The organism is Aeromonas sp. MaB10011B (assembly GCF_017939325.1).
Classification (GTDB): domain Bacteria; phylum Pseudomonadota; class Gammaproteobacteria; order Enterobacterales; family Aeromonadaceae; genus Aeromonas; species Aeromonas caviae.
In genome coordinates this window covers 5,611-27,676 of sequence record NZ_JAGKRK010000089.1, presented here as the reverse complement: position 1 = coordinate 27,676, position 22,066 = coordinate 5,611, and the positions used below count along the sequence as shown (strand labels likewise).

The window sequence follows — 22,066 nt, the reverse complement described above, 5'->3', positions numbered from 1 at the left end:
CCCTGATATTTTTCAGTGATTATGTGGAAAAAAACCATGGCAGATGGGATATTCTTGTCCGCAACCCCACGCGAACGGGACAGATCCACCAGAAGAGCTGCCCACGGCGTCACCGTCAACGGACCGGTGCCAATGCGCGGGGCTGGTTGCCAACAGGACTAATGATTCACGCACCATGAGTGCACAGGGACTACTTGATGACACAACAACACCCCCTCATTCGACTGGTCAACAGCACCAGTCTGGTTAGCCAGATCCTAGTCGGTCTGGTATTCGGTATCCTTCTTGCGATGTTCATGCCCGAGTGGGCCAAGGCGGCGGGTCTGCTCGGCAGCCTGTTCGTCGGCGCCCTGAAGGCCGTGGCGCCGCTGCTGGTCTTCGTGCTGGTGATGTCGGCGATCATCGGCCACAAGCAGGGTCAGAAGACCAACATGAAACCGATCCTGCTGCTCTATGTGCTGGGTACCTTCCTGGCGGCTGCCGTGGCAGTGGTGGCGAGCTTCCTCTTCCCCTCCAACCTGCATCTGGTGGCAGGCGCTACCGAGATCACGCCGCCGGGGGGCATCACGGAAGTGCTGCAGACCCTGCTGTTCAACGTGGTGACCAACCCGGTGAAAGCACTGCTGGAAGCCAACTATATCGGCATCCTGGCCTGGGCCATCGGCCTTGGTATCGCCATGCGTCACGCCAATGAGAGCACCAAATCACTGATTTCCGATGTGTCCCACGGGGTTTCCGCCATCGTCAAGGCCGTGATCCGTTGCGCTCCACTCGGCATCCTGGGCCTGGTTGCCTCCACCCTGGCTGAAACCGGCTTCGATGCGCTGTTTGGCTATGCCCAGCTGCTGGTGGTACTGATCGGCTGCATGCTGTTCATCGCCTTCGTGGTCAATCCGCTCATCGTCTTCTGGAAGATCAAGCGCAACCCCTATCCCCTGGTGCTGACCTGCCTGAAAGAGAGCGGTGTGACCGCCTTCTTCACCCGCAGCTCCGCCGCCAACATTCCGGTCAACATGGCCCTGGCCGAGAGGCTGCGCCTGCCGGAAGACACCTATGCGGTCTCCATCCCGCTGGGGGCCACCATCAACATGGCCGGCGCCGCCATCACCATTACCGTGCTCTCCATGGCGGCGGTGCATACCCTGGGGATGGAAGTGGACATGGCAACCGCCATTCTGCTCTCCGTCGTCGCCACCATCAGTGCCTGTGGCGCTTCCGGTGTGGCGGGCGGCTCCCTGCTGCTGATCCCGCTGGCGTGCAGCCTGTTCGGTATCAGCAACGACATCGCCATGCAGGTGGTGGCCGTTGGCTTCATCATCGGGGTGTTGCAGGATTCCGCCGAAACGGCCCTCAACAGCTCCACCGACGTGCTGTTCACTGCGGCGGCCTGCATGGCCGAGGATGAGAGCCTGCTGGATGCCGCCCCGGTCCCCAGCCGCGAAGCTTGATCCCCTCAGACTTTCCGCTCTGCACAGGCGCCCTCTTCGGAGGGCGCTTTTTATTTGCGCGCGCGTCAGGCGCCCTGCACCTTCTCGCCGTGTCATGGCACTGACAGTGCTCGGATCCCCCTGTGTGATTTCTCGGGAGGGGCCCGTTGGCTGCCTTACGTGTTCTCGCCACCGCCAACAAGCCATTCCCTGTACAAACGTGCCCGGCGCTGCATTCGCCGGGCATATCGGGCTGATTGTGCTGTCAGCATGGCGGCGTGTGACATCCCCTCTGGTGACCGAAGGGGTCATCTGCTCTTCGGACGCTGTACGGGAAGCCCGGTCAAGGCCCTCTCGGCGGTTTGCCTGCGCCCTGTAGCCGGTACTTTCCCTGAGTACCTTGAAGAAAGGCTCCATTGGGTGGGGGTGTCGGCTCTCTGGGCTAAACCCCGAAGAGCGGGCGTTCCTGGTAAGGACAAGGGCTCTGGTGTTCTGTCTGGCAAGGCCGATGGCGCGCAGCAGATGACGGGATAACACAGTACGTCTTGGTCGTGTGTCATTGGGGAAGGAATATGAGCGGCAAGCTGTCACCAAGGGGAAAGAGAGTGGGTGAAAGGGCTGTCTCTGATTTGAGGGCAGGGGGCTCTGATCATCTGAGCCCAGTACCTTATGATCACAACGAACACAGCCCGGCAGAGGAGATCTGCCGGGCTGTGGGAGGCGCCGGGCCAGATGCTGGCCCGACGGTATCGCAGGAAGGCTTAGCCGACCAGTTGATAAAGGATGGCGGAGATGGCGATAAGGCCCATGGTCGCCACGAAGACGTTGCTGATCTGACCCTGGTATTTCGCCATGGCCGGAACGCGCTTGATGGCGTACATGGGCATGAGGAACAGGATGGTGGCGATGATGGGGCCACCCAGGGATTCGATCATCCCGAGGATGGAGGGGTTGATCACGGCCACGCCCCACAGGGTCAGGATGAAGAAGGCGATGATGAACAGCTCCACTTTCTTGTGGTTCGGTGCCTTGCCGGAGCTGCGCATGTTCTGGACGATCATCCCTTTCAGACCTTCACGGGCACCCAGATAGTGGCCGAAGAAGGAGGAGACGATGGCCACGAAGGCAACCAGCGGACCGAAGTAGGAGATGATGGGGCTCGCATGCTGGTTGGCCAGGTAGGAGAGCACGGCGATGTTCTGGGACTTGGCTTCTGCCAGCTGGGCCGGCGTCAGGCTCATCACGCAGGAGAAGACGAAGAACATCACGAAGCCCAGCAGAATGATGGCGGTGCGCTTGAGGATGGCGTCGGACTTGGCGACGGCATGCTCACCGTGATCACGGTGCTGAGCCAGGGCGAAGCTGGAGATGGCCGGGCTGTGGTTGAAGGAGAACACCAGCACCGGGATGGTCAGCCACAGGGTGGTGGCGAAATCCTTGGTGCTCGGCATTTCATTCAGGGCCGCACCGGTCCAGTCCGGGATCAGGTACAGGGAGATACCCGCCAGAATGGCGATGAGCGGATAGACCAGGAACTCGGTCACTTTCAGCATCAGCTTCTCGCCAGCCAGCATCACGGACATCATGGCCATGATGAGCACGATGGAGAGGATCCAGCGCGGGGGCGGCGTCATCTGCAACTGGTTGACCAGGAAGCTTTCCACCGTGTTGGTGATGCCCACGCCGTAGATCAGCACGATGGGGTAGATGGCAAAGAAGTAGAGCAGGGTGATCAATTTACCGGCACCCACGCCGAAGTGCTCTTCCACCACCTGGGTGATGTCGGCATTGGGCTGCTTGGAGGAGAGCACGAAGCGCGCCAGACCACGGTGTGCCAGGTAGGTCATGGGGCCGACCAGCAGCGCCATCACTACCAGCGGCCAGAAGCCACCCATGCCGGCGTTGATGGGCAGGAACAGGATACCTGCACCGACGGCGGTACCGAACAGGCTGATCACCCAGGTGGTGTCTTGTTTACTCCAACCGCGAGATTGGACCGAGCTGATTCCTTGCTCCTGTGCGGCTGCAACATCCTGTGCGCCAGTGACAGTATTGGACATGTGTCTCACCCCGAATGTGTGGTTTTAATTAGTCGGCGCAAGAATACTTTCTTTTTAATCAAAAATGTTGATCAAATTCACCTTTGTGCGGCTAAAACCCGTACTTTCTTGTATAAATGTGATCAAAAGAATAAAAAATCAAAATTTATTTATCAAATGCAGTGTTATTTGAATGTTAACTGGATAATTTCCCACCTCATCATGTTGTCGAAATGTTATGTCGAGATGTGTTGGGCAAGCTGGCGGATCATGCTGGCAGTGGCCCCCCAGATGAAAGATTGCTCCCAAGGGATCCAATAGATGGTGTGACGTCCGTCCGCCCTTGGCAGGCTCAGGGCTATGTGCTGCCCCGGATCCAGCACGTGGGCGAGGGGGACTTCGAAGGCCTGGGCCACCTCGTCCTGGCTCAGGGTCAGCCCGTAGCCTGGGTCGAGCATGGCGAGGACCGGCAGCACATCGTAGCGTGAGACGGTATTGAGAGGGGTGAGGCTGCCGATGATCCGGATCTGGGAGGGGGGAATGCCAAGCTCCTCCTCGGTTTCCCTGAGCGCGGTGTGAATGAGGTCCCGGTCTTCCGGGTCCTGGCGCCCGCCGGGAAAGCTGATCTGCCCCGGGTGGTGGCGCAGGGCGGCGCTGCGGCGCGTCAGCAGCAGGTGCAGGCCCTCGGGGCGCTCCACCAGGGGGATCAACACGGCGGCAGGTTTGAGCCCGGCCAGTGCCAGGCGATGGGCGGGGGCGGGGCGCTGCAGCAAAAAGCGGGTCAGCAGCTCGGCACTCGTCATCTCCATGGGTCTCCTTGTGTCGGCCCCGCAGGGCCGGATGGGGTCAAAGGGCATCGAGCAGTGGCAGGATGCGGGCCACCTTGTCGTAGGTCTCCTGATATTCGGCGTCGGGATCGGAGTCGGCGATGATGCCGCCCCCCGCCCAGCAGTGCAGCTGACCGGCTTCGGCGATCAGGGTACGGATGCAGATGCTGGTATCCATCCTTCCGTGCTGACTCAGATAACCGATGCTGCCGCAGTAGGCATTGCGCCGCACCGGTTCCAGCTCCTCGATGATCTCCATCGCCCGGATCTTGGGAGCCCCTGTGATGGAGCCGCCGGGGAAGCAGGCCCGCAGCAGATCCACTTCTTGCCAGCGCGCATCCAGTTCTCCGTGAATGGTGGAAACCAGATGATGCACCGCCGGGAAGGATTCCACGGCAAAGAGGTGCGGGACCGTGACCGACCCCGGCCGGCTCACCCGGCCGATGTCGTTGCGCAGCAGATCGACGATCATCAGGTTCTCCGATCTGTCCTTGTCGGCGCTGGCGAGCGACTCGGCCACCCTGGCATCCTGGGCGGGATCAGGGTGGCGAGGCCGGGTGCCCTTGATGGGCTTGGTCTCGATATGGCGCTTGTCGAGCAGCAGGAAACGCTCCGGGGAGAGGCTCAGAATGGCGCTGTGCGGCAGGCGGACAAAGGCGGAGAACGGCGCCTTGTTGGCGGCGCTCAGGGCGAGATAGGCGGACCATTCATCCCCCTGATAAGGGGCGCTGAAGCGCTGGGTCAGGTTGATCTGGTAACAATCCCCCGCCGCCAGATAGGCCTGGATACGGGCAAACTTGTCTCCGTATTCGGCCCGCGTCATGTTGCTCTGCCAGGGGCCGGTCAGGCGAAGGGGGAGGGTGGTTCGTTCGCGCTGCGCCATCAGCCAGTCGAGCCTGCGGGCGAGGCCGGCTTCATCACCCCAGTGGGCCAGTTGCCAGTGTCCCGTCGCGACATTTCGCAGCAGCGCCCAGTCGTAGATCCCGACCGCCATGTCGGGCACCTGGATGTCCTGTTGCGCCACTGCGGGCAGACGCTCGAATCGTCGGCCCAGATCGTAGCCAAAGAGTCCCAGGGCTCCCCCGATAAACGGCAATCCCGAGTCATCCTCAACGCGCTCCCCAAGCAGGGCTTGCTGGGTCTTGGCGAGCAGGGCGAGGGGATCGCCGTCATGATGGTGCTGGTGGTTATCCTGGGTGAGGCAGGTGCTGGTACCCCGGGTTTCTAGGGTGGCAAGCGGATCGGCGCTGATGATGTCAAAACCGTTGTCAGCCCCCAGGGGGCCGGCGGATTCCAGCAGGATGGCCCAGGGTTGGTGTTGCAGGCAGGCAAACCAGGTGTGGAGCGAGGCCTGCGGGTCGAAATGGTGGATATGCAGTCTTGGTTTCATTTTTTGTTACATAGGCAACAGTTTGCGCCCGGCTCCCTAGCCGGTTCGGGTGGTCAAGCGTATCATGGCCGCCGGCATTTTTAAGAAAAACACCGTTATAAAAACACGCCGCAGTCTGCCGGCTCCAGGTGCATTTGCCACCTGCCGAAGGCCCGGCTCATATGGAAGCCCTTGCTCGCGCAAGCGATAACAAGGACCAGTGAGGATGATATGAGCATCATTAGAAAACAGGACTTTATCGATTCCATTGCTGACGCCCTGCAGTACATCTCCTTCTACCACCCCCTCGATTTCGTGCAGGCCGCCAAGGCCGCCTATGACCGCGAGATCAACCCGGCCGCCAAAGATGCCCTGGCCCAGATTCTGATCAACTCCCGCATGTCTGCCGAAGGTCATCGCCCGCTCTGTCAGGACACCGGTATCGTCACCTGCTTCGTCAAGATCGGCATGCAGGTACAGTGGGACAGCGACATGACGGTCCAGGAGATGGTGGATGAGGGCACCCGCCGCGCCTATACCAATCCGGACAACCCGCTGCGCGCCTCCGTGCTGGCGGATCCGGCCGGCAGCCGCAAGAACACCAAAGACAATGCCCCCGCTGTCGTGCACATCGACATGATCCCGGGCAACAAGGTGGAAGTGAGTATCGCGGCCAAGGGCGGCGGCTCCGAAAACAAATCGAAGATGGTGATGCTCAATCCCTCCGACGACATCGTGGAGTGGGTGCTCAAGACGGTGCCGACCATGGGGGCTGGCTGGTGCCCGCCCGGCATGCTCGGCATCGGCATCGGCGGCACCGCCGAGAAGGCGGCGGTGCTCGCCAAGGAAGCTCTGATGGAGCACATAGACATCCAGGAGCTGATTGCCCGTGGTCCCGAGACCACCGAAGAGAAGCTGAGGGTCGAGCTCTATGACAAGGTCAATAAGCTCGGGATCGGTGCCCAGGGGCTGGGCGGCCTGACCACGGTGCTGGATGTGAAGGTGAAATCCGCACCGACCCACGCCGCCTCCAAGCCCGTGGTGATGATCCCCAACTGCGCCGCCACCCGTCACGTGCATTTCGAACTCGATGGCTCCGGCCCGGCGGAGCTGACACCCCCCAGGCTGGAAGACTGGCCGGAGATCACCCGTGAGTCCGGTGGCAATGTGCGCCGGGTCAACGTGGATGGCATCACCAAGGCAGAGCTTGCCAGCTGGAAGAGCGGTGATACCGTGCTGCTCTCCGGCAAGATCCTGACCGGCCGCGACGCCGCCCACAAGCGCATCGCCGACATGCTGAAAAAAGGTGAAGGACTGCCGGAAGGGGTCGATTTCACCAACCGCTTCATCTATTACGTGGGCCCGGTCGATGCGGTGCGTGACGAGGTGGTCGGCCCGGCTGGCCCCACCACGTCCACCCGGATGGACAAATTCACCGACATGATGCTGGGAGAAACCGGCCTCATCGGCATGATCGGCAAGTCCGAGCGCGGCCCCAAGACGGTCGAGAGCATCAAGCAGCACCAGGCTGTCTACCTGATGGCGGTGGGCGGCGCCGCCTATCTGGTGGCGAAAGCCATCAAGAAGGCGCGCGTGGTGGCCTTTGCCGATCTGGGGATGGAGGCCATCTACGAGTTCGAGGTGGAAGACATGCCGGTCACCGTGGCGGTCGACTCCCAGGGCAACAACATCCACGAGACCGGCCCGGCCTACTGGTCCGCCAAAATTGCCGAGCTGGAGACCAAGCTGGCTTGATCAATCGGACTTCGATGCAAACGGAGGGCGATTAGCCCCCGTACAGCAGCATGTTGAAAGGCGACCCTCGGGTCGCCTTTTTTTGCGGGCCCCATTTGACGGTCTGGGCCTGAGCAAATTTACTGCTGCTGTGCTGCTGTGCTGCTGTGCTGCTGTGCTGCTGTGCTGCTGTGCTGCTGTGCTGCTGTGCTGCTGTGCTGCTGTGCTGCTGTGCTGCTGTGCTGCTGTGCTGCTGTGCTGCTGTGCTGCTTTGTCTTTGTCGCCATGGCATCCCGGGTCGGAAGCCTGGATAACCCGGTGGGCAATGCCGGCGCATTGGCTGTCACGCCGAAGGGGCGATCAGTGGTTCAGGTAGATATCCTGGCCGCCGTAGCTCAGTGCCCCACCCAGAGGGGTTGCGGGCTCGAAGAAGCGGGTCAGGACACCGGCACGCTGGCCCAGGGTGCTCAATGTGCTCCGGTCCAGGGCGACCTGTTCGGGCAGCCAGGTCAGCACGGCGGCGCAGTGACCATTGATCAGGCTCTGCTCCAGCAGGCGCTGCCAATTCTTGATCTTGGGGGCGTGCACGACAAGCACCCTGGCAGGATTGATCCCTCTGGCCTGCAATTGCGCGGCGGCGGGCAGACCGGGCGGGGCGACGAGCAGGATCCAGCCACTGTCAGACTGACTCAGTTGCCCCAGGGCATCCAGCAGCGGCGCTTCCTGATGGAGAGGGCCGCGCCGCTGCTCTTGTCCCATCTTGCTCTGATGGCGAGTGGGCCAGGTGGTGATCAGACCGGCAGAGGAGGAGGGGGGGCAAAGATTCAGGGGCTGGCTCATATGTCGTTCCTGTATGAATAACCATGCTGTATGCGCATACAGTAGTTCTGTTCGCAAGGAGTGACAAGTCATTTGTGGCTAAAAGTGTGAGCCGATTAACAGGAAATGAGTTTAACTACATGATTAAAAAGGATATTTATATCTTCCTTATACAGGGTGTTTTTTAACCTGTAGACAAACTTCGGGTCGGCGCTCATGGTTATACAGTCCTGTATAGGGAGAGGAGGGAGCGAGATGGACGTTAGTACCTTGCAACGACTGGATGCGAACATTCTGCTCGGGATCATCAACGAGAAGCTGCGGCTGGAGTGTGATGGTCTGGAAGAGCTGCTGGCTTACTACGACATGACAGAAGATCAGCTGGCTACCCGTCTGCAACAGATCGGGTATCACTACGACCCTATGAGCAATCAGTTCAAGGCACATGGTTAATTGAAATCAAAGGGTGCTCCGATTGGGGCATCCTTTTTATTACCTGACGAGGGGGTGTGAATTGAAAGCGCTTTCAATTTCTCCCTAGCCGGCGGTTATTTTCACGTATTTTCAGTCACAGGCAATCATTGAAAACCTATTCATGAAACTATCTTTTTTGTTTTCTTATATCACTATGATTTAAAACGAAATTTATATTTCATTCAGGCTGGCTAAAGGAAAGGGTTTTCATGGTGAAACTGTCATTTTTATGCGTTAAAGTGTGACTCACGTTAACTTTTAAACCCTTGGCTTTAGCTAGTATGCCCCCGCCGGAGCATATTCTGAGATAACAACAGCGCCGGTCCACCCGATGGGATGACATTTTTTATTTGTAACGAAGGAAAATGGTTTATGGCTACCAAGAAGAAGACAGACCAGGATCTCCAACTGGATAAAGATCAGCTCAAGGCGAGTATCGTGCGTCACCTGCGTTCTACCTTGGGTACAAGCGAACAGAAAGCCTCTCCGGATGCCTGGTGGAAAGCGACCGCTGCCGCCGTCAATGAACAGGTGTACGAGCGCCTGACCCGTACTCAGCAGGCTCACTTCAAGAAAGATACTCGTGCGATTCACTATCTCTCTGCTGAATTTTTGATGGGGCGTTTGACCTCCAACAACCTGCACAACCTCTCCCTCTACAAAGTCTGTGAAGAGGCGCTGGGTGAACTTGGTCTGGAACTGACCGATCTGTGTGAACAAGAGCCTGACATGGCCCTTGGCAACGGCGGCCTGGGTCGTCTGGCTGCCTGCTTCATCGATTCCCTGGCCACTCTGAACTACCCGGCGGTGGGCTATGGCATCCACTACGAGCACGGCCTGTTCCGTCAGGAAATTCAGGATGGCCGTCAGATCGAGCGTCCGGACTCCTGGCGCGAATATGGCAACCCCTGGGAGATCTGCCGCCCGGAATCGGTGCAGGAGATCCCGCTCTACGGCTACGTGGAGACCGTCTTTGGTGACAAGGGTGGCCTGAAGAAGGTGTGGCACGCCGGTCGCAAGATCAAAGGGGTGCCCTGGGACATTCCGGTGGTCGGCTTCGGTGGTCACACCGTCAACATCCTGCGTCTGTGGGAATCCCGCGCCTCCGAGTTCTTCGACTGGGACGTGTTCAACGCCGGTGGTTATATCGACTCCCAGGCCGAGAAGGCCCAGGCCGAGACCATCTCCAAGGTGCTCTACCCGAACGATGAGACCGACGCCGGCAAGGAGCTGCGCCTGATCCAGCAGTACTTCTTCTGCGCCTGCTCCATCAAGGACATCATGCGTCGCTACAAGCGGGTGCATGGCAGTGACTTCAGCAACTTTGCCGCGCAAATCGCCATCCAGCTCAACGATACCCACCCCACCGTGGCCATCCCCGAGCTGATGCGCGTGCTGGTGGACGAAGAGGGGCTGAACTGGGATACCGCCTGGGGCATCTGCTATCAGGTCTTCTCCTACACCAACCACACCCTGCTGCCGGAAGCGCTGGAGAAGTGGTCCGTCAGCCTGTTCGAGAAGGTACTGCCCCGTCACCTCGAGATCATTTATGAAATCAACGCCCGCTTCCTGAACGAGCTGGTGGAGCCCAAGTGGCCGGGCAACGATGCCATCAAGGCCAAGCTCTCCATCATCGAAGAGGGTGACGTGCGCAAGGTGCGTATGGGCAACCTGTGCGTCATCGGCTCCTCCAAGGTGAACGGCGTGGCCGAGATCCACTCCAAGCTGGTGAAGGAAGATCTCTTCCCCGAGTATGCCGAGCTGTGGCCCGAGAAGATGTGCAACGTCACCAATGGTGTGACTCCCCGTCGCTGGCTGCTGGCCTGCAACCCGGAACTGGCCGAACTCTACAACGAGGTGGTGGGCAAGGAGTGGCCGCTGCAACTGGACAAGCTGCGCAGCGTGGTGAAGTTTGCCGACGACAAGGCGTTCCAGCAGCAGTTCATGACCATCAAGCGCCACAACAAGGAGAAGCTGGTCAAGGTCATCAAGGCGGAAACCGGCATCGACGTGAGCGCGGAGGCGATCTTCGACGTCCAGATCAAGCGTCTGCACGAGTACAAGCGCCAGCAACTGAACCTCATCCACATCATGGCGCTCTACCGTCGCCTGCTGGCGAACCCGGACTATGACATGCATCCGCGGGTGTTCATCTTCGGCTCCAAGGCGGCGCCCGGCTACAAGCTGGCCAAGGACATCATCTACGCCATCAACAAGCTGGCGGAGCGGGTCAACAACGACGCCCGTATTCAGGGCAAGCTGAAAGTGGTGTTCATGCCGAACTACCGCGTGAGCCTTGCCGAGAAGCTGATCCCGGCGGCGGATGTCTCCGAGCAGATCTCCACCGCAGGTTACGAAGCATCCGGTACCGGCAACATGAAGATGGCGCTGAACGGTGCCATCACCATCGGGACGCTGGATGGAGCCAACATCGAGATCGCCGAAGAGGCGGGTGCCGAGAACTGCGCCATCTTCGGTCTGAATGTGGACGAGGTGAAGTCCCTGAAGGTGCGCGGCTACAACCCGTATGACTTCTACTACGCCAACTCCGAGCTGAAAGCCGTGCTGGACTGGTTTGATACCGACTACTTCACGCCGGGTCGTCCGGGTGAGCTGGCCTCCATCAAGCGCTCCTTGCTGGAAGGGGGAGACCCTTACCTGACACTGGCGGATTTCGAGTCCTACTCCGAGGCGCACAAGCTGATCGATGCCTGGTACCGGGATCCGGCCCTGTGGGCGAAGAAAGCCATCATCAACTCTGCCACCATGGGCAAGTTCAACTCCGACCGCTCCATCCAGGATTACGTAGACCGTATCTGGAAACTGACGAGCTGCAGCGTCGGCTGATGTCTGCTCCTGTGAAAAACCCCGCGATGCGGGGTTTTTTTTCATCTGTCGGGCTGAGGGAGGCTCAGGGCCTGTCGACCACCCGGGTGTCCGCCGGCACCCGTTTCTTGCCGGTGATCATCGCCCTGACGAGATCACCCCGTACCAGACGATCCAGGGCGATGACGGCCAGTACATGGACGAAGATGGCCACCTGCAGCCCCTTGGCAAAGAACTCGTGGATCTCTTCCATGCGATGGGTGCCGGAGAGCGGCCCGTATTCGGTCATGATCCCGCTGGCGGCGGTGCCGACAAGGCAGGTCAACAGCAGCAGTATCATCAAGGACCCCAAAGGATTTTGACCGGCGTAGTAGGGGTGGCGCCCCTTGATCGTTTCCTTGAGATAGGTGATGACGCCGGTCGGTGTCGGCAGCCACTGGGCGAAGCGGGCATGATAGGAGCCGATGAATCCCCATACGATGCGCAGTGCCAGCAGTCCGGCCAGCGCATATCCCGCATAGCGGTGGTTGCGCGCCCCCTCTTCAAGGATGAAGAGATTCAGCACGCACAACAGCACAGTGGCCCAGTGAAATACCCTGACCACCGGATCCCATACCTTGATTTCACGGTTGTTCTGCATCGTCTTACCCATGAGGTGATCCCCTTGTCGTGATGTCCATGATCATCGCCATCGTCAGCCATGGCTGCGTGATGGCCGTTGTCAGCATCATGGAGGCGATTTCTTAAGTGCAAGTTAATGTCGCCGTGATGTCGCGGGTAGGGAGTGCGGTGGTTTCGGGGCGAGAAAAAGCCCCGGCGATGCGGGGCTTGGAGGGGCATTAGGGGGCGAACCTCAGTGGAGGATATCCCCCATGAAATAGGCCAGCATGGTCAGGATGACGGTGAACACCAGGTTCAGTACCAGGCCGGCCCGCATCATCTCCCGCTGCTGGATATGGCCGCTGGCGAAGACGATGGCGTTGGGAGGCGTTGCCACCGGCAGCATGAAGGCACAGGAGGCGCCGACGGCGATCAGCACGGAGACCACGATGGGGGAGACCCCCAGTGCCTCGGCCACCCCGGCGAACAGCGGCACCAGCAGCGCGGCAGTGGCGGTGTTGGAGACCAGCTCGGTCAGGAACACCACGAAGGCGGCCAGGCAGAGCAGGATCACGAAGATGGGCATGGAGGAGAGGCCGCTGGAGAGGTGCTCCGCCAGGAAGGCGTTGGCCCCGGTCTGCTTGAGGATGGCGCTCAAGGTGAGACCACCCCCGAACAGCAGCAGCACGCCCCAGTCGGTGTTCTGGTTGATGTCATCCCAGCTGGCGACGCGGCTGACGGCGATGGCCAGGATGGCGCCCATGGCGATCAGGGTATCGAACTGGGGAATGCCGCCCAGCGCCTTGGCAAGAGGCTGGGATCCAATCCACAGCAGCACCGTGGTCAGGAAGATGGCCAGGGTCACTTTGCGCTGACCTGTCCACTCGATGGTGACCTGCTCGGTGCTGACCTGGTGGGAGAGATTGGGACGGGTCACCCAGTAGAGCAGGCCGATGCCTACCGGCATGAAGATGATCACCACGGGGATGCCGAACTCCAGCCAGTCGGTGAAGCCCAAGCCCATCTGGGCGGCGGCGATGGCATTGGGGGGGCTGCCCACCAGTGTGCCGATGCCACCGATGCTGGCGCTATAGGCGACGCCAAGCAGCACGAAGACAAGGGTGCGGCGCTCCTTGTGAACGTCCAGCCCTTTCAGCATGCCGAGGGCCAGCGGCATCATCATGGCCGCGGTTGCGGTGTTGCTGATCCACATGGAGAGGGCGGCCGTGATGGTGAAGAGCACGATGGAAGCCCAGCCCAGGTGTCCCTTGGCGAGCTGCATCACCTTGCCGGCGATCTGGGTGTCGAGTCCCTGCTTGGAGAGGGCTGCAGCGAGGGCAAAGCCGCCAAAGAAGAGGAACAGGACGGGGTTGGCAAAGTCGGTCAGCGACTTGCTCATGTCGAACACCCCGAGCAGGGTGGCGAGCACCGGGATGGAGATGGCAGTGATGGTGATGTTCACCGCCTCGGTCAGCCAGAGGATGGCGATGAAGATTAGGATGGCCAGCCCCTTGTTGACCATGGGGTCAAACGGGAGCCATGCCAGCATGGCGCAGAGCAGGAGCAGATCCAGGATGACGATCCCGGACTTGATGTCCAGCCAGCGTGAGGGGGGAGTCGGAGGTACAGCCGATGTGTGCATAACGTTCTCTCGGTTAATTTATGGTTGTTGTTGTGATGCCGAGGTTACATATATCCCCCTGTTTGAAACAGGGGGATATGGTCAAATCATGTGGCGACTCACAGAGTCAAGTGAAGATGGATCTTCAATCAAACAGAAATGAAACATTTTATTTTCATTTGACAGGGGAGGTGAAGGAGAGCAGCCACTCCTTGAACAGGCTCTTGGGCAGGGAGCCGCTGCGCTGTGCCAGGATCTCCCCCCGCTGGAAGACCATCAGGGTAGGAATGCTGCGAATGCCATAGCGACCTGCGATGGCGGCCTCCTGCTCGGTATCGAGTTTCACGAAGCGAAGGCGGGGCTCAAGCTCCCGGGCGACCTCCTGAAAGACGGGGGCAAACTGCAGGCAGGGGCCACACCAGCTTGCCCAAAAGTCCACCACCACCGGGATGTCGGACTGGATCAGGGCATCGAAGCTGGCCTGACGCCCCGCCACCGGGGTTTGTTCGAAGAGGGCGTGACGGCAGCGGCCACACTTCGCGTTTGAGTCTTCTTTTTCGACAGGCAGGCGGTTGCGGGTAAAGCATTGGCTACAATAGGTGGTGACAAGTGACATAATTGCTTCCTTATTTCATGGCCCGGCAACATCTTTATTGCAATCAGAGCGCCGACTAACGGTAACATAGCACTCAGTGGTTTTTCACAGTTGGCCTCCGGCCGTGACCTGATGTCACCGGATGGCCGACCATGACATGAGAATCGAGACGGGATGAAGAGTGTTGCACGGGGCAATCGTGTTGTCTTTGGCCTTATCATCGTATCGCTGGTGGGCTTTTCTGCCTATTGCTGGCAGTTGCTCAGCCAGCAGCAGCGTGCCTTCGATTTGAGCGTGGCGGCTGAGATGGTGCTCAATCGGGTCAATACCGATACCGTCTATCTGCTGGGGCGCGAGAAGGCCAGCGATGGCAGCGTACAGCAACGTCTGAGCCTGCTTTCCAGTCACCTGGACAGGTTCGTCAGGCTGGTGCACGAGGATCCGGAGTCGGTGGACGACCCCGGCTCCCAGGCGTTGCAGCGGGACATCGACGGTTATCTGCTGGATCTCGCCAGGCTTTACACCATGGAGATGACCATCGAGTATCTGGCTCCCCGCTTCCAGGGCCAGCTCAAGGCGTTGCAAGGCACCCTGCCGGTCGGTGAGGCGCAGTACCGCGACCTTACCGAACTCATGCGCCTGCACCACTACCTCCGACGCAGCTGGGATCAGAACGAGCAGCGGCAACTGTTGCAACTCCAGCAGCACCTGCTTGACCGCTATGGCGAGCAGCCGAGGGTCACGGCCCTCGTCCGGCTGGGCCAGGAGTTCAATCAGCAGGTGATGGAGTACCATCGCCTGCGCAATCAGGTGGTGGAGATGAAGGGGCTGAGCTCACTGCCCGCCTGGAAGCAGAGCAAGCTGGAGCGGGCCTCCTCCCTCAAGAGCCGCTTCTACCTGATGGTGCTGGGGGGGGCGCTGCTCTGCTTCTCGCTGGTGGCCGCGACCCTGTGGCGTCGCAACCAGAAGCTGAGCGAGCTCTCTCGCCATGCCGCGCTGCTGGCCCAGGCCAAGAGCGACTTCCTGGCCAACATGAGCCACGAGATCCGCACCCCCATGAATGCCATCATCGGCTTCAGCGCCCTGGCACTGCAAACCAGTCTGGATCCCCAGCAGCGGGACTATCTCAACAAGATCAGATCCTCGTCGGACACCTTGCTGCTGCTCATCAACGACATTCTGGATCTCACCAAGGTGGAGTCCGGCAAGTTGACCTTGGAGGAGATCGACTTCGATCTCAGCGAGCAGCTCGACTCCCTCGCCGCCATGTTCGCGGATCTGGCGGAGCGCAAGCACATCGAGGTCATCATCAACAAGTCTCCCGCCGTGCCCGACTTTCTGCGCGGGGATCCGCTGCGCCTCGGTCAGGTACTGGTCAACCTGGTGAACAATGCCATCAAGTTCACCGAGCGGGGCGAGGTGGAGGTGGCCATCACCCTCACCAGCCAGCATCCCATGCGGGTCTGTTTCAGCGTGCGGGATACCGGCATCGGCATCGCCCCGGAGAAGCAGGCCCAGCTGTTCCAGCCCTTTACCCAGCTGGAGGCGGGCAATACCCGCAAATATGGCGGCTCCGGGCTTGGCCTCAACATCTCCCAGCGCCTGGTGGGGCTGATGGGCGGGGAGATCACCGTGCAGAGCAAACCCGGGGTGGGCTCCACCTTCCTGTTCGAGATCCCCATCTCCCAAGCGGTGTACGGGGTCTCGGGGCGCCGGGTCTTCTTCGATCACCAGCCCCTGATCCTGATGATGGATGACAATGAGCTGGTGCTGGAACTGGCCAAGGACATCCTGGGGCGGGCGGGGGCGTCCGTCATCACGGTCAACAGCCTCTCCCGCGCCCGTCAGGTGCTGCGTGAAGAGGGGCATCACATCCGCCTCGCCATCCTCGACTGGCGCATGGGTCAGGAGGATGGCCTGGACTTGGCCCTCGAGATGTACCAGCACAGCCAGTGGCGGCGCCTGCCTGTCCTGATGACCAGCGCCTGGTCCAGGGAGGGGCTGCACGGGCGGATGGAAAGCATGGGACTGACCCACTTCCTGGCCAAGCCCATGACCGAAAACGCCTTGCTGGCCAAGGTGGACGAACTGCTCAACGGCAGCTCCCATGACAGCAAGGTCCGCCAGGCGGAGGCACAGGGGGATCAGCAGCAGTTCCGGGAGCTGCTGCGTGGTACCCGGGTGCTGCTGGCCGAGGACAACCGGGTCAACCAGCAGCTCATTCTGGAGTACCTGCGCCGGGTGGAGGCCAAGGTCACCGTGGTGGACAACGGCCGCGAGGCGGTGGAGCAGGTGGCGGAGCAGCCGTTCGACGTCATCCTGATGGATCTGCAGATGCCGGTGCTGGACGGGCTGGATGCCACCCGCCAGATCCGCAAGATGGTGGACAAGCATGATGTGCCCATCATCGCCCTCACCGCCAGCGCCATGCCGGGGGACAGGGAGCGCTGCCTTGGCGTCGGCATGAACGGCTATGTCACCAAGCCGGTGAGCAAGCTCGATCTCTACAACAACCTGCTGCAATGGGTGAAGAGCAGCGGCGGGGAGCCCAAGGTGCCCATCGAGGTCAAGCCGCCGGCCCTCATGGGCGTGCTGGATCTGGAGGATGCCCTGCGCCGGCTGGAGCATGACAGGGAGGCGCTGCAGATCCTCTTCAAGCTGTTCCTCTCCGAGCACAAGGACGATCTGTGGGACATCCGCACCGCCCTGCGTCGCCAGCAGCCCGAAGTGGCGTGCCGCTTGCTGCATACCCTGAAGGGGGTCTCGGCCAACATCTCCGCTTCCCGCCTGCAACTGCTGGCCGGGGAACTGGAGTGGCGGCTGCGGCTGCAGGAGGAGCTGAGCGAGGGGGAGCTCAACCAGTTGCAGCAGGTCTTTACCCAGACCCGGGAGGAGGTCTCCCACTTCCTGCTCACCGGGGAGCAGCAGGAGTCGGTCGCTTTCCCGTTTTCGCCCCCCGACAAGCGGCTCTGAGGGAGGGCAAGATAGCAATCGTTCTCAAGTCACCCGCTTCAGGCTATGATGACCCACTCGTTCGCCCCCGCCAGGGGGCGATTGTATTGAGCTTCTCTTCATGATCACGCGGCAGCGCGCCGCGACCAAGGACTTCTCTGTGAGCGTATTTTTGCGGCTTGGCTGGTTTTTCAAGGATCAGTGGCGGCGTTATCTGGTGGCCATCTCCCTGCTGATGCTGGTGGCCCTGTTTACCGTGATCCCCCCCAAGGTGGTGGGCTGGGTGGTGGATGGCATCGCCAAGGGTGACCTGGACAGCGGCACCCTGACCGGCTATCTGGCGGGGCTTTTTGGCCTGGGACTGCTTATCTACCTGCTGCGCTACGTGTGGCGGGTCATGCTGTTCGGTGCCTCCTACCGGCTCGCCTACGTGCTGCGCAACCGGCTGTTCAGCCACTTCACCCGCATGAGCCCGGATTTCTACCAGCGCCACCGCACCGGTGATCTGATGGCCCACGCCACCAACGACATCCAGGCGGTGGAGATGACCGCAGGGGAAGGGGTACTGACCCTGGTGGACTCCTTCATCGTCGGCATCCTGGTGCTCTCCATCATGTGCAGCCAGTACTCCTGGCAGCTGACCCTGCTCTCCCTGCTGCCCCTGCCGGTGATGGCCTTCTTCATGAACCGCTTCGGGACCCAGATCTACAAGGAGTTCAAGGCGGCTCAGGGGGCCTTCTCCCGCCTCAACAACAAGACCCAGGAGGCCCTCTCCGGGGTGCGGGTGCTCAAATCCTACGCGGTCGAATCCCTAGAGGACGAGGGCTTTGCCGAGCTGACCCGTCAGGCGGGGGAGCGCAACATGGCGGTGGCCCGCATCGACGCCAAGTTCGACCCCGTGATTTACCTGTGCATCGGCTGCTCCTATTTTCTGGCTGTCGCAGGGGGCAGCGCCCTGGTGCTGCAAGACAAGCTGACTCTGGGGGAGCTCACCAGCTTCACCATGTACCTCGGCCAGCTCATCTGGCCCATGTTCGCCATCGCCTGGCTGTTCAACATCATCGAGCGGGGCAGCGCCGCCTACTCGCGCATCGAAAGCCTGCTGGGGGAGCACAGCGACATCGAGGAGCCGGCCCATCCCATGGCGCTGGCCTCGGCCTTTCCCCTGCGGGTGCTGGGGCTGGGCTACCGGCTGGAGCAGCGCACCCTGTTGCAGGGGGTGGATGTCACCCTGCAGGCTGGCGCCATGCTGGGGATAGTGGGACGCACCGGGGCAGGCAAGAGCTCCCTGCTCAAGCTGCTGATGCGCCTGGCCAACCCCACGGCCGGGGAGATCCGCATGGGGGAGGTGCCCATCTCGCAACTGTCGCTGGGTGAGCTGCGCAGCCAGTTTGCCTATGTGCCCCAGGAGCCGTTTCTGTTCTCCACCACCATCGCGGCCAACATCGCCCTGGGCCGCCCCGAGGCGAGCCGGGAGGAGATTGAGCGGGTGGCGCGCATCGCCTGCGTTCACGACGACATCAGTCGCTTCCCCAAAGGGTATGAAACCGAGGTGGGAGAGAAGGGGGTGACCCTCTCCGGCGGTCAGAAGCAGCGTCTGGCCATCGCCCGCGCCCTGCTGCTGGATGCCCCTATCCTGGTGCTGGATGACGCCCTCTCGGCGGTGGATGCCCACACCGAGCAGCAGATCCTGCTGGCCCTCAAGGTCCACAAGCGCACCCTGGTGCTGGTGAGCCACCGCATGACGGCGGTGGAGCAGGCGGACGAGATCCTGGTGCTGGAACAGGGCGCGATCAGCGAGCGGGGCCGTCACGAGACCCTGATGGCCAGGAACGGCTGGTACGCGGACATGGTCCGCTACCAGCGCCTGGAGCAGGACGTGGAGGAGAGCCTGTGAACAGGATGACAAGGCCCCTGGTTTCCTTCACCCCCCGCCCGGCTCCCGCGAGCGGAGAGGGGAGCAAAGAGAGTCAATTCCCGTGGAACGTTGCGCTGGAGGCAAGTCTGTGAATCCAACCATCAAACGGCTGCTCGCCTACTGCGCCAGCTACCCCCGCTGGCTGGTGCAGGCGGGCATCTGCCTGCTGCTCGCCACCGGCGCCGAGGTGGCGGGTCCCTTGCTCATCAAGCTCTTCATCGATGACTACCTGGCGCCGCGCCGGCTGGAGTGGGGCATCATCGCCGCCCTTGCCGCCGGTTATCTGGGGTTGCAGGTGTTGTCGGCGGCCGGCTTCTACCTGCAATCCCTGCGCTTCAACCGCATCGCCCAGGCGGTGGTGCAGCGTCTGCGCGAGCAGGTGTTCGCCACCGCCATCCGCCTGCCTGCCCGCTATTTCGACAAGCACCGCTCGGGCTCCCTCATCTCCCGCATCACCAACGACACCGAGGCGATCATGAACCTCTATGTCCAGGTGATAGGGCTCCTGGTGCAAAAAGTGGTGCTCCTGTGCGGCATCCTGCTCTCCATGGCGCTGCTGGACTTTCACCTGATGCTGGTGTGCGCCACCCTGCTGCCGGCGGTGGGGGCCGTGATGTGGCTCTACCAGAAACTGAGCGTGCCCGTGGTGCGGGCGACCCGATCCTTGCTCTCCGACATCAACAGCCGTCTCAACGAGTCGTTGCAGGGGATGCCGGTGATCCAGGCCATGGTACAGGAGCGCCACTTCGCCATTGCTTTTGCGGGGGTGAACCAGCAGCACTGGCAGGCGCGGATCAAGAGCCTCAAGATCAACGGCATCCTGCTGCGCCCCCTCATCGATCTCTTCTACATGATGGTGCTCATCGGTCTGCTGGCCCTGTTTGCCCACGAGGGGCTGAGCACGGCGGGGGCCATTCAGGTGGGGGTGCTTTACGCCTTCATCAGCTATCTGGGGCGGATGATCGAGCCCCTCATCGAGATGACCAACCAGCTCAACCAGTTGCAGCAGGCCATGGTGGCGGGGGAGCGGGTATTCGCCCTGCTCGATGAAACCCGCGAGAGCACCGACGGGGAGGTGCGCCCCCTGGAGGGACGGGTACGCTTCGACGGGGTGGGCTTCTCCTACGACGGGGAGCAGCAGGTGCTGCAAGATGTGAGCTTTGCCACCCGGCCGGGCCAGATGCTGGCGCTGGTGGGCCACACCGGCAGCGGCAAGTCCACCATCATCAGCCTGCTGATGGGTTTCTACCCCCTGGATCGGGGGAGCATCCACTTCGATGATCACCCCATGAACGGCCTGGCTCTCTCGGCGGTGCGCCGCAGCATCGGCCTGGTGCAGCAGGATCCTTTCATCTTCGTCGGCACCCTGGCCGAGAACCTGCGCCTTGGGCGTGACGGCATCGAGGATGGGCGGCTCTGGCAGGCCCTGGAGGAGGTGCAGCTGGCCGATTTCGTGCGCCGCCTGCCCGATGGCCTGGCCACCCTGATGGAGGAGGGGGGCAAGAACCTCTCCGCTGGCCAGCGCCAGCTGCTCTCCTTTGCTCGCGCCCTGGTGGGGGATCCGCGCATCCTCATCCTGGACGAGGCGACCGCGAGCGTGGACTCCCAGACCGAGCTCGCCCTCTCCCAGGCGCTCTCGGCGGCACGCCGTGGCCGCACCACCATCGCCATCGCCCACCGTCTCTCCACCATTGTGGATGCCGATGAAATCCTGCTGCTCTCCCGCGGGTGGGTGAGCGAGCGCGGCACCCACGGCGAGCTGATGGCGCTGGGGGGGCATTATGCCCAGCTGTTCGAGATGCAGAGCCAGGGGGCCTGGCTTGAAGAGAAACGGGCCTGAGGCCCACCTAAAAAAACAGCCGGCATCTGCCGCAATGCTGATCAGTTAAGGATCCATTGACCGATCCTTCTGCTGTAGGACAATCCGGAACCAATCACTGGTTCCGGATTTTTTATGTCTATTGCAAACGATCTGAACGATGTTGTTGAGGCATCTGGCGACATGCTGGCTCGGTTGGCCATTTTTGCCGACCATATTCCCGACGAATGGATTACTGCCGCTGCCGCCTTGTCTGAAAAGGCCACTATCCGCCGACGCCGCTTACCTTCTGATATGGTCTTGTGGCTCGTCGTGGGGATGGCCTTTTTCCGCAATGAGCCCATCTCCGAGGTCGCTCGGCGCCTCAACATCTGTGCAGAAGGGTTGGCCAATGATGCCTTGCTCGCGGACAGTGCCCTGTCTCAGGCCCGTCAGCGACTCGGCAAACAGCCGCTCGAGTGGCTGTTCAAACAGTGCGCCGATGTGTGGGGGCTGGAACGTTATCCTGAAGACCATTGGCACGGTTTACAGGTCTTTGCCATCGATGGGGCCCTGTTCCGAACCCAGGATATGCCTGAACTCAGAGCACATTTCGGCTCGGGTAACACCTCAACCAACCGGCAGACACCCTACCCGATGCTGCGGTTGGTCACGCTCATGAATGTCCGCTCGCATGTCATTGCCAACGCGGCCATCAGCCCGTACCGCAAAGGGGAAATCCCCCTGGCCAGCGAGTTCATTCACTCATTGCCGGACAAGTCAGTGACCCTGCTGGATAGAGGCTTCTTCGGTGCCGACCTGTTGCTGCGTATTCAGGCCGAAGACACCGACCGTCACTGGCTCATCCCGGAACGCAAGGGGCTGGTATACACGGAACTTGAGCGCTATGGCGACGGTGACCGTCTGTTGCAAATGACGGTCTCGCCTCAGGCTCGCAAGAAAAACCCGGCGTTGCCGACACACTGGCAAGTTCGCGCAGTGACCTATGAGGTGGCAGGCAAGGAGAAAACGGTCTTTACCTCCCTGCCCGTGGCGCGATTCAGCGG

At 61.1% G+C, this 22,066-nt stretch carries 16 protein-coding genes; 8 read left to right on the top strand and 8 right to left on the bottom strand.

What is annotated here, in order from left to right:
• The first annotated feature begins 197 nt into the window (after positions 1 to 197).
• Entirely contained in the window at positions 198 to 1,448 is a 1,251-nt protein-coding gene (gene sstT / locus J9893_RS20500; RefSeq protein ID WP_010674901.1) for a serine/threonine transporter SstT, read from the top strand.
• Positions 1,449 to 2,188: 740 nt separating this feature from the next.
• Here the strand turns inward: sstT and J9893_RS20495 are convergent.
• The 3 genes from J9893_RS20495 to pabB form a co-directional block, all read right to left on the bottom strand.
• Entirely contained in the window at positions 2,189 to 3,487 is a 1,299-nt protein-coding gene (locus J9893_RS20495) for a serine/threonine transporter (RefSeq protein WP_113978762.1), read from the bottom strand.
• A gap of 215 nt (positions 3,488 to 3,702) precedes the next feature.
• On the bottom strand, positions 3,703 to 4,269 hold the full coding sequence (locus tag J9893_RS20490) for a CoA pyrophosphatase (protein ID WP_029314598.1): 567 nt from the start codon (positions 4,267 to 4,269) through the stop codon (positions 3,703 to 3,705).
• Between the two features lie 43 nt (positions 4,270 to 4,312).
• Positions 4,313 to 5,683: an aminodeoxychorismate synthase component I gene (gene pabB, locus J9893_RS20485; protein ID WP_050498229.1), complete on the bottom strand. Its 1,371-nt coding sequence runs from the start codon at positions 5,681 to 5,683 to the stop codon at positions 4,313 to 4,315.
• Positions 5,684 to 5,893: 210 nt separating this feature from the next.
• Between pabB and J9893_RS20480 the strand changes: the two genes are divergently transcribed.
• Positions 5,894 to 7,417: a fumarate hydratase gene (locus J9893_RS20480; RefSeq protein ID WP_010674897.1), complete on the top strand. Its 1,524-nt coding sequence runs from the start codon at positions 5,894 to 5,896 to the stop codon at positions 7,415 to 7,417.
• Between the two features lie 119 nt (positions 7,418 to 7,536).
• Here J9893_RS20480 and J9893_RS20475 read toward each other — a convergent pair whose 3' ends face one another.
• Together J9893_RS20475 and J9893_RS20470 are read right to left on the bottom strand one after the other, a co-directional pair.
• Positions 7,537 to 7,683, bottom strand: coding sequence for a hypothetical protein (locus tag J9893_RS20475; RefSeq protein WP_171865436.1), 147 nt, complete (start codon positions 7,681 to 7,683; stop codon positions 7,537 to 7,539).
• A gap of 73 nt (positions 7,684 to 7,756) precedes the next feature.
• On the bottom strand, positions 7,757 to 8,236 hold the full coding sequence (locus tag J9893_RS20470) for a cell division inhibitor (protein WP_010674896.1): 480 nt from the start codon (positions 8,234 to 8,236) through the stop codon (positions 7,757 to 7,759).
• Between the two features lie 234 nt (positions 8,237 to 8,470).
• Here J9893_RS20470 and J9893_RS20465 point away from each other — a divergent pair, with 234 nt between their 5' ends.
• Positions 8,471 to 8,668, top strand: coding sequence for a DUF4250 domain-containing protein (locus J9893_RS20465; protein WP_005323525.1), 198 nt, complete (start codon positions 8,471 to 8,473; stop codon positions 8,666 to 8,668).
• Between the two features lie 393 nt (positions 8,669 to 9,061).
• Positions 9,062 to 11,536, top strand: coding sequence for a glycogen/starch/alpha-glucan phosphorylase (locus tag J9893_RS20460; RefSeq protein ID WP_010674895.1), 2,475 nt, complete (start codon positions 9,062 to 9,064; stop codon positions 11,534 to 11,536).
• 64 nt (positions 11,537 to 11,600) lie between these two features.
• On the opposite strand, the gene J9893_RS20455 is transcribed toward J9893_RS20460, so the two are convergent.
• From J9893_RS20455 to trxC, 3 genes are all read right to left on the bottom strand, one after another.
• Complete coding sequence (locus tag J9893_RS20455) at positions 11,601 to 12,167, bottom strand: cytochrome b/b6 domain-containing protein (protein ID WP_010674894.1); 567 nt, start codon at positions 12,165 to 12,167, stop codon at positions 11,601 to 11,603.
• 201 nt (positions 12,168 to 12,368) lie between these two features.
• Complete coding sequence (locus J9893_RS20450; RefSeq protein WP_010674893.1) at positions 12,369 to 13,757, bottom strand: DASS family sodium-coupled anion symporter; 1,389 nt, start codon at positions 13,755 to 13,757, stop codon at positions 12,369 to 12,371.
• A 154-nt stretch (positions 13,758 to 13,911) separates the two neighbouring features.
• On the bottom strand, positions 13,912 to 14,352 hold the full coding sequence (gene trxC / locus J9893_RS20445) for a thioredoxin TrxC (protein WP_210600833.1): 441 nt from the start codon (positions 14,350 to 14,352) through the stop codon (positions 13,912 to 13,914).
• A gap of 153 nt (positions 14,353 to 14,505) precedes the next feature.
• Here trxC and J9893_RS20440 point away from each other — a divergent pair, with 153 nt between their 5' ends.
• From J9893_RS20440 to J9893_RS20425, 4 genes are all read left to right on the top strand, one after another.
• Positions 14,506 to 17,304 (top strand): response regulator, encoded by a 2,799-nt coding sequence (locus J9893_RS20440; RefSeq protein ID WP_049636010.1) that lies wholly within the window; start codon positions 14,506 to 14,508, stop codon positions 17,302 to 17,304.
• 139 nt (positions 17,305 to 17,443) lie between these two features.
• A complete protein-coding gene (locus tag J9893_RS20435; RefSeq protein WP_029314593.1) occupies positions 17,444 to 19,180 on the top strand; it encodes an ABC transporter transmembrane domain-containing protein in 1,737 nt (578 codons plus the stop codon).
• Between the two features lie 109 nt (positions 19,181 to 19,289).
• On the top strand, positions 19,290 to 21,041 hold the full coding sequence (locus tag J9893_RS20430) for an ABC transporter transmembrane domain-containing protein (protein ID WP_049636011.1): 1,752 nt from the start codon (positions 19,290 to 19,292) through the stop codon (positions 21,039 to 21,041).
• Positions 21,042 to 21,155: 114 nt separating this feature from the next.
• Positions 21,156 to 22,066: IS4-like element ISAeme15 family transposase (locus J9893_RS20425; protein WP_210621940.1), on the top strand; the 911-nt coding region annotated here is incomplete at its 3' end.